General features: G+C 72.7%; 9 protein-coding genes. 8 read left to right on the top strand and 1 reads right to left on the bottom strand.

What is annotated here, in order from left to right:
* The first annotated feature begins 70 nt into the window (after positions 1–70).
* The 5 genes from ACR807_RS39885 to ACR807_RS39865 all read left to right on the top strand — a co-directional run bounded on the left by ACR807_RS39885 (position 71) and on the right by ACR807_RS39865 (position 3,468).
* Positions 71–739: a hypothetical protein gene (locus ACR807_RS39885; RefSeq protein ID WP_438926732.1), complete on the top strand. Its 669-nt coding sequence runs from the start codon at positions 71–73 to the stop codon at positions 737–739.
* Between the two features lie 128 nt (positions 740–867).
* A complete protein-coding gene (locus tag ACR807_RS39880) occupies positions 868–1,095 on the top strand; it encodes a hypothetical protein (RefSeq protein WP_438926731.1) in 228 nt (75 codons plus the stop codon).
* A 31-nt stretch (positions 1,096–1,126) separates the two neighbouring features.
* Entirely contained in the window at positions 1,127–1,624 is a 498-nt protein-coding gene (locus tag ACR807_RS39875) for an SRPBCC family protein (protein ID WP_438926730.1), read from the top strand.
* 171 nt (positions 1,625–1,795) lie between these two features.
* Complete coding sequence (locus tag ACR807_RS39870) at positions 1,796–2,026, top strand: acyl carrier protein (RefSeq protein ID WP_438926729.1); 231 nt, start codon at positions 1,796–1,798, stop codon at positions 2,024–2,026.
* A gap of 41 nt (positions 2,027–2,067) precedes the next feature.
* Positions 2,068–3,468: a condensation domain-containing protein gene (locus ACR807_RS39865; RefSeq protein ID WP_438926728.1), complete on the top strand. Its 1,401-nt coding sequence runs from the start codon at positions 2,068–2,070 to the stop codon at positions 3,466–3,468.
* A gap of 135 nt (positions 3,469–3,603) precedes the next feature.
* Here ACR807_RS39865 and ACR807_RS39860 read toward each other — a convergent pair whose 3' ends face one another.
* The gene (locus ACR807_RS39860; protein ID WP_438926727.1) at positions 3,604–4,266 is read right to left on the bottom strand and encodes a lytic polysaccharide monooxygenase auxiliary activity family 9 protein; all 663 of its coding nucleotides are present in this window, start codon (positions 4,264–4,266) and stop codon (positions 3,604–3,606) included.
* Between the two features lie 363 nt (positions 4,267–4,629).
* Here ACR807_RS39860 and ACR807_RS39855 point away from each other — a divergent pair, with 363 nt between their 5' ends.
* From ACR807_RS39855 to ACR807_RS39845, 3 genes are all read left to right on the top strand, one after another.
* Complete coding sequence (locus ACR807_RS39855) at positions 4,630–5,652, top strand: LLM class flavin-dependent oxidoreductase (RefSeq protein WP_438926726.1); 1,023 nt, start codon at positions 4,630–4,632, stop codon at positions 5,650–5,652.
* Positions 5,653–5,717: 65 nt separating this feature from the next.
* The gene (locus ACR807_RS39850) at positions 5,718–6,650 is read left to right on the top strand and encodes a quinone oxidoreductase family protein (protein ID WP_438926725.1); all 933 of its coding nucleotides are present in this window, start codon (positions 5,718–5,720) and stop codon (positions 6,648–6,650) included.
* A 216-nt stretch (positions 6,651–6,866) separates the two neighbouring features.
* The gene (locus tag ACR807_RS39845; RefSeq protein WP_438926724.1) at positions 6,867–8,150 is read left to right on the top strand and encodes a M14 family zinc carboxypeptidase; all 1,284 of its coding nucleotides are present in this window, start codon (positions 6,867–6,869) and stop codon (positions 8,148–8,150) included.
* Positions 8,151–8,176 lie beyond the last annotated feature (26 nt).

Genomic DNA, 8,176 nt, shown 5'->3' with positions numbered 1-8,176 from the left:
CCGGCGGGAGCGGTGATCCCCGATACTCGGTCCGCCCGAGGAGCCGATCACCCGTCCGGGAGCGAGAACCATGCAACGCAGCCTCTTGTGGGCGGCAGCCGTCCTCACCGGCGCCACCGCGGTCCTGCTCGTCGTGCCGATCTGGTTCCTGAACGCGGACCAGTACCAGGCGCTGGCCACGGGCGTGCAGGCGCTGGGCGTGACCGTCGCGCTGGTCTTCGGCGCCGGTTCGCTCCTGTCCGACAACCACAACCGCAAGGTCGACCGGGCCCTGGGCCTGCACGCCGAGCTGACGGCGGGTGACGTCCAGACCGCCCGCGTCCGCCTGCTCGTCCACCTCCAGGGTGCCCGGGAGAACGGGAAGGTCCGGCCGGTCGCGCTCGCCCGCCTGCGCGCCGACGACGGGATCGCCACCTACGCCGACCCGGCGTCGGGCAGGCCGCTCCGGGACGCCAACGTGGTGCTGCGCTACTTCGAGCGCGTCAACGCGGCACGGGTCGCGGGCATCGCCGACCTCCCGTTCCTGCACGAGCTGATCGGCGTCCACGCCCTGTGGTGGGACCGGGCGATCGCGCGCGACGAGGGCGAACCCCTGCGCCGCGGCCTGGCGGAGCTGGCGACGTGGGTCGAGCACCACAGCCGCACCCGGGCGCGGGGCGCGCACTACCCGGAGGGCTGGGCGCGGTACCTCGGCCGCGACTTCGACGAGCGGGGCGAGGACCCCGCCGCGCTCCCCTGAGCGCGCCGGGCCGGGACCGCACGCGCCGAAGCGGTCAGGAATCGAGAAGCACGGGGCGGTGTGCGATATCTAGCGTCTTCGGCACGGGGGCGCGCCGGACGCGCCCCACCGATCCCGAGGAGTTCCCGATGAACGGCGACAAGCGCGTCCGCCGACTGCACCGCTGGGTGTCCATCGCCTTCACGGTGACCGTGATCGCCTGCTTCGCCGCGCTCGGTCAGGCGGGGTCCGCGCCCTGGGTGTTCTACCTCCCGCTGCCGCCGCTCCTCGTGCTGCTGCTCACCGGTCTCTACCTGTTCTCGTTGCCGTACGCGAGGAAGTGGCGCACGGGACGGCGTGCCGTGCGCGGCGAGTGACCCGCGGCGGGCGGACGCCTAGGATGGCACCGTGCCGAGGACCGACACGGGATCGCGGGTGATCGCCGCCCCGCCGGAGCGCGTGTACGCGGCGCTCGTCGACCGGGACGCGCTCGCGGCCTGGTTGCCGCCCACCGGGATGAGCGGCGGGTTCGACCGCTTCGACGCCCGCCCGGGCGGGTCGTACCGGTTGGTCCTGACCTACGCGGACGCGTCGGGCTCGCCCGGCAAGGCCACCGCCGACTCCGACGTCGTCGAAGCGCGGTTCGTGGACCTCGTCCCCGGGCGGCGCGTCGTGCAGGCGGTCGACTTCGTCTCCGACGACCCCGCCTTCGCCGGCACGATGACGATGACGTGGGAGGTCACCGCGGTCGGCACCGGCACGCGCGTGGACGTCCGCGCCGACGACGTCCCCGACGGCATCTCCGCCGAGGACCACGCCGCCGGGATCGCCTCCTCGTTGGCGAACCTCGCCGCGCACCTCGGGGCGGACGCCGAGGACCAGACCGGCGGCGATATACCAAAATAACAATTCCCCGATCGCGCCGACACCCTATAAATCACTCATTCGTGTGGATTTTTCCTTCCTTCAACACACCTGCCGGAAAGTGAACCGCTCGGTGGTACCGTTCCGCGCTCGAAGACCCCACCAGAACGGAATCGCGGTGCGTTGACGCGCACCTCGGCGCGAGGAGTACCCATGCTCGACGAAGTGATCGTGATCCTCACCGACACGATCGGCGTGCCCACCCGGGACATCGGCCCGGACACGACGCCGGACCAGGTCGACCTGGACTCGCTGGCCCTCGTCGAGCTGTCCGTGGCGCTGGAGGAGAAGCTGGGCGTCGCGATCACCGAGCGGGAGCTGAAGGAACTGCCCACCGTGGGCGCCATCGCCGAGCTCGTGGCGGACCGGAGCGGGCGGGCCTGAGACCCGCGCCGATCCCCTGACCAGGGCACCGGTGACACCACGTGAAGACGACTGAACTGTCCGACTACCCCGTCCGCGCCGGCCGCCTCCGGGAGTGGAGGCCGCACGTGCCGGACCTGCCGGCGGCGTCGGCGCTGGCCCACGACCCGACACCGCCGTCCTACAACCAGGAGCGACACCTGCGGGTGGTCACCGCTTTACGCGACCGCGACACCGGTTTCCCGACCTGGATCGGCATCGCGTTCGAAATAGCGCGACCGCTGGACGTCGAGGCGTTCCGCGGCGCGCTGCGGAAGTGGATCGGCCGGCACGAGACGCTGCGCAGCGGTTTCCTCGCGGCGGGCGGTGAATTCCACCGGTTCACCCTGGACCGCGACGCGGTGTCGGTCGTCGACACCGTGCTGGGCGACTTCACGGCGGGCGACGGCGTCGCGGACCGCCTCGCGGACCGGCTCACGCGCGCCACCGACGCGACCCGCTGGCCCAGCTACGTCGTGGAGACCGTCGAGCGGGCGGACTCGACCACGGTCATCGCGGCGCTCGACCACTCCAACGCGGACGGCTACTCGATCTTCGCGGTCATCCGGGAGCTGCACGACCTCTACGACGCGGCCGTGCACGGGCGGGCGGACGTGCCGGACGACACCGGCAGCTACGTGGACTTCAGCCGCGCGGAGCGGATCGCCGCGCACCGGGTCGACCGGGACCACCCGGCCGCGGTGCGGTGGGCGGCGTTCCTCGACGCCTGCGGCGGCGGGCTGCCGGCGCTGCCCCTCGACCTCGGCGTCGAGGACGGCGCGTGCGTGCCGCAGGGCCTGACGACCGAGCACCTGCTGGACGCGCCGGGCGCGGCGGCGTTCGAGGCGGCGTGCCGGGCCGGGCGCAGCAGCGTCCTCGCGGGCGTGCTCACCGCGGCGGCCATCGCGTTCGACCGGTTCCGGCCGCAGCCGGTCCACCGGTTCATCACACCGCTGCACACGCGGGCGACGCCGGAGTGGTCGACGTCCATGGGCTGGTACGTCGGCGCGGGCCCGGTGGAGATCCCGCTGCACGGCGCGGCCGACTTCCGCGACCTCCTCCCCCGTGCGCAGAGGTCCGCCAGGACCGCCAACCGCGTCGCCCAGACACCGCTGGTGAAGGTGCTCGAAGTCCTCGGCGTGCGGCTGCGCCACTCCCACGACATGTTCTCGTTCGTCTCGTTCCTGGACCTGCGCCACGTCCCGGGCGCCGAGCGGTGGACCGAGTGGAACGCCCGGACCCTGGTCGGGAGGTCCCACAACAGCAAGGCGAGCTTCTGGGTGAACCGCACCCGGGAGGACCTGCACGTCACGGCCCGCTACCCCGACACGGCGACCGCCCGCGAGAACGTGGGCCGCTTCCTCGACCGGCTCAAGCTCGTCGTGCGCTCGGTGGCGGAGACCGGCAACCACCCGTTGCGCTGAGCCCCGGCGGGACCGGGGCGCGGCAGGCGGTGGGGCGCGGCGGAGCGGCCGGCGGACGCGCGCGCACGGGAAGCGCCCGACCCGACGCCGGTGGTGCCGACGTCGGGCCGGGCGCTCGTGGGTCCCGGTCGTGAACTACCCGAAGTTCACGTCACTGCACCACATGTACGCCTGGTCGAGGTGCGAAGCCTGCCAGATCGTGAACACGACGTGGTGCCCCCGGTAGGAGCCGTTGGTCTGGACGTTGAACTTGATGTCCTTGGCCGGGGCGAACCTGCCGGTCGTCGTGACGAGGTCCAGGTTGCCCCAACCGAGGCTCTGGGTGGCCGGGTCGAAGCCCTGCTTGCTGACGTAGACCCGGAAGTAGTCCGCGCCGTGGCTGGCCTGGTCGTACAGGTGCATCTGGAAGCTGCTGCCGACGCTGGTGGTCCGCCACCTGCCGGGCGTGTTCAGGGCGTTGTTGCGCGAGAGGTTGTTGCTGCAGAGCTGCCCGTTGGGGGTCGCACCCTGGAAGTTGCCGCCGAGGCCGTCCCGCAGCGCGCTCATCCAGTTCCACATGGTGTCGGCGTTGGCCTGGAAAGCCTGGTAGCACATGGGGTCCTGCTGCTGCATCGCAGGGTTCGTGTGCTGACTGCCCCAGGCTTGCCAACACTGGTAGGCACGGGTGGCGGGGCCGACGATCGTGCCGTGCGCCGAGGCCGTCGGGGTCCAGACGAACATGCCGGCGATCATGGCGACGGCCAGCGCGATGGCGCCTCGTCGTCGGGCAGGGGACCCGGAGGTACTGCGCAGACGCATGGTTGAGCCTCCACTCTTCGGATGGTGGGCGGCGGTGATCAATCTGGGAGCGCTCCCAGAAGCAATCAGGAGCCTATACGTCACGCAGCGAAACTTCAACGAAACATTGAGTGATGGTTACGGCCTCTTTTCCACCGGTGTGAACGACCGCCGCCGACCCGGCCCCGACCTGCCCTTACGCGGCGGCGCCCCGCACCCGGCGGTGATCGGGACGTCGCCGCCCCGCCGGGTGACCTTCACCCGGGTGGCCGGTCGGCCACCCCCGTTCGACGACGGCGCGGGCTGCCGACGGCCGCCGGCCGGCCTGGGCCGTCGGACGAGGTAGTTGAGGAATCAACCAGCGTCGCGTGGCGTTCCACGGGCGTGAAGAAAATCGGTTTCCTGTCCTTCGGGCACTGGTCCGACAGCCCGCACTCGCGGGCGAGGTCGGCGGCGGACGTGCTGTCGCAGGCCATCGACCTGGCCGTGGCCGCGGAGGAGCTGGGCGCGGACGGCGCCTACTTCCGGGTGCACCACTTCGCCAGGCAGCTGGCCTCCCCGTTCCCGCTGCTGGCCGCGATCGGCGCCCGGACCGAGCGCATCGAGATCGGCACCGGCGTGATCGACATGCGCTACGAGAACCCGATGTACATGGCCGAGGACGCCGGCGCCGCCGACCTCATCTCCGGCGGCAGGCTCCAGCTCGGCCTCTCCCGGGGGTCGCCCGAGCAGGTGGTCGACGGCTGGCGCTACTTCGGCTACCAGCCGGGTGAGGGCGACACGGACGCCGACATGGCCCGCAAGCACACCGAGGTGCTGCTGACCGTGCTGAAGGGCGAGGGCTTCGCGCCGCCCAACCCGCGCCCGATGTTCCCCAACCCGCCCGGCCTGCTCCGCGTCGAACCGCACTCGCCCGGCCTGCGGGACCGGATCTGGTGGGGCGCGGGCTCCAACGCCACCGCCGCCTGGGCCGCCCGGCAGGGCATGCACCTGATGAGCTCGACGCTGAAGAACGACGAGGGCGGCGCGCCGTTCCACGTCCAGCAGGCCGAGCAGATCCGGGCGTTCCGCAAGGCGTGGGCGGAAGCCGGGTGGCAGCACCAGCCCCGCGTCTCCGTCTCGCGCAGCGTCTTCGCCCTCACCTCCGACCTCGACCGCGCCTACTTCGGCGACGACGGCGGGAGCACCGACAAGATCGGGTACATCGACGCCGGCACCAGGGCCGTCTTCGGCCGCAGCTACGCCGCCGAACCCGACGCCCTGGTCGAGCAGCTGGCCGAGGACGAGGCCATCGCCGAGGCCGACACGCTGCTGCTCACCGTGCCCAACCAGCTCGGCGTGGACTACAACGTGCACGTGCTCGACGACATCCTCACCCACGTCGCGCCCGCCCTCGGCTGGCGCTGACCCGCCGCGCGCCCGCGGGCGATCCGCGGTAGGCAGGTGGGGGTGCCGCACGGGAGGAGAGCGCGATGGCACGGGCAGTGGGCGTCACCGAGCGGGGCGGTCCGGAGGTGCTGGCCGTCGTCGACCGCGAGGTGCGGGAGCCGGGCGAGGGCGAGGTGCGGATCGCCGTGCGCGCCGCCGCCGTCAACCCGACCGACATCGGGGTGCGGGAGAGGGGCGTCGACGACGTGCCGCCCCCGTGGGTGCCCGGCATGGACGCGGCGGGGACGGTGGAGGCCGTCGGCCCCGGTGTCCGGCGGCTGCGGGTCGGCGACGAGGTGATGGCCGCCGTCACGCCCCGGCGCCCCGAGGGCGGGGCGCAGGCGGAGCTGCTGGTCGTGCCGGAGGCGTCCGCCGTGCCGGTCCCGGACGGCGCCTCCGCCGCCGAGGCGTCGACGCTGCCGATGAACGGGCTCACCGCCAGGCTCGGCCTGGAGCTGCTCGGCCTGCCCCCGGGCGGGGCGCTCGCGGTGACCGGCGGCGCGGGCCTGCTCGCCTCGTACGTGGTGCCGCTCGCCAAGCGGGCGGGCCTGGTGGTCGTCGCCGACGCCAAGCCCGAGGACCGGGAGCTGGTCCTCGGGTTCGGCGCCGACCACGTCGTGCCGCGCGGTGACGGGTTCGCCGACGCGGTGCGCGAGCGCTTCCCCGCCGGCGTGGACGGCGTGTACGACACCGCGCTGCTGCACGAGCGGGTGTTCGGCGCGGTCCGCGACGGCGGCGGCGTGGTCGTCGTGCGGGGCTGGCGGCCCGCGAGCACCGAGCGCGGCATCACCGTGCACCGGGTCGTGGTCGGCGAGGCGCTGGAGCGCACCGACTGGCTGGAGGAGCTGCGCGAGCTGGCCTCGGCGGGTGTGCTGCGGCTGCGCGTGGCGGGCGAGTACCCGCCCGAGCGGGCCGCCGAGGCGCACCGGGTGATGGACGCGGGCGGGCTGCGCGGACGGGTCGTGATCCGCTTCTGACCCCCGTCCGGGCGGACCCGGTCCGGTTCCCGCGCCGAGCGCCGCCGTGAACGCGGAGGGCACCCGGTTAACACATTTTTCACCCGATGTGACGTTATGGGTACACATGATCACCGTTAGTAGGTACTTGACCGCGTGCGCGGTGCCCCATACTCGCCTTCGGCACGGCGGCCCCCGTTACCCTGCCCGGCCGCCGACCCGTTGGGAGGTCCGTCGATGAAGGTGTGGACAGGTCTTGTCGCGGCGGCGCTGGTGCTCGTCGGGAGCAGCGCGGCGACCGCACGGCCGGACGACGCGCCGTACTACTGGCAGGTCCCGGGCGCGGCCGAGCGCACGTTGCAGGCGGCCGGGTTCGACGTCGAGCACGGCGTCGACGGCGGCGTGCAGGTGGTCGGCGACCAGCGCGTGGCCGACCGGCTGGTCGCCCTGGGCTACCGGCCGCGCAAGTTCGACGCGGTCTACAAGCCGGTGCCGGCCGGGCGGAGCGCGGACGTCGGCGTCCAGACGTTCTACGGCGGCTACCGGACCGCGGCCGAGCACGAGAAGCACCTGACCGACGTGGCGGCGGCCTACCCGGCGCTGACGCAGGTGCACGACATCGGCGACAGCTGGCGCAAGACGCGCGGCCAGGGCGGGCACGACATCAAGGCCATCTGCATCACCAGGAAGCAGGCCGGCGACTGCGCGCTGAACCCCGCCTCGGCCAAGCCGCGGTTCGCGCTGATCGCGCAGCTCCACGCGCGGGAGCTGGCCACGGGCGAGCTGGCGTGGCGGTGGATCGACCACGTCACCAAGGGGTACGGCACGGACGCCGAGGTGACGTCCATCCTGGACACCACGGAGCTGTGGGTGGTGCCGATCGTCAACCCGGACGGCGTGGACATCGTCGCGTCCGGCGGCAACCAGCCGCTGATGCAGCGCAAGAACGCCAACAACACCAGCGCGTCGTGCTCGGCGCCGAGCTACGGAGTGGACCTCAACCGCAACTCCACGTTCAAGTGGGGCGGGGCGGGCACGAGCCGGTGCGGCGAGACCTACCAGGGCACGGCGGCCGGGTCGGAGCCGGAGACCCGGGCGATCGAGGCGTGGTTCCGGCAGCTGTTCCCCGACCAGCGGGGCCCGGGCGACACCGAGCCGGCACCGGTGACGACCAAGGGCGTGATGATCACCGTCCACAGCTACGGCAACCTGATCATGCCGCCGTGGGGCTGGACGTGGAACGCCAACCCGAACGCGGCGCAGCTCTCGGCGCTGGGCAGGAAGATGGCGGCGTTCAACGGGTACACCGTGGTCGCCGAGGGTGACACGACGGGCACGACCGACGACTTCACCTACGGCACCCTGGGCATCGCGAGCTACACGTTCGAGATCGGCAGCGGCAGCGGCAGCTGCGGCGGGTTCTTCCCGCAGTACTCGTGCGTGGACAGCCTGTTCTGGCCGAGGAACAAGGGCGCGTTCCTGACGGCGGCGAAGGCGGCGAAGGCCCCCTACGCCGGCTGACCCCCGGCAACGGCCTCGCTCGCGTC

The organism is Saccharothrix sabaoui, assembly GCF_051756985.1.
Classification (GTDB): domain Bacteria; phylum Actinomycetota; class Actinomycetes; order Mycobacteriales; family Pseudonocardiaceae; genus Actinosynnema.
This window is presented reverse-complemented; position numbering and strand designations above follow the sequence as displayed.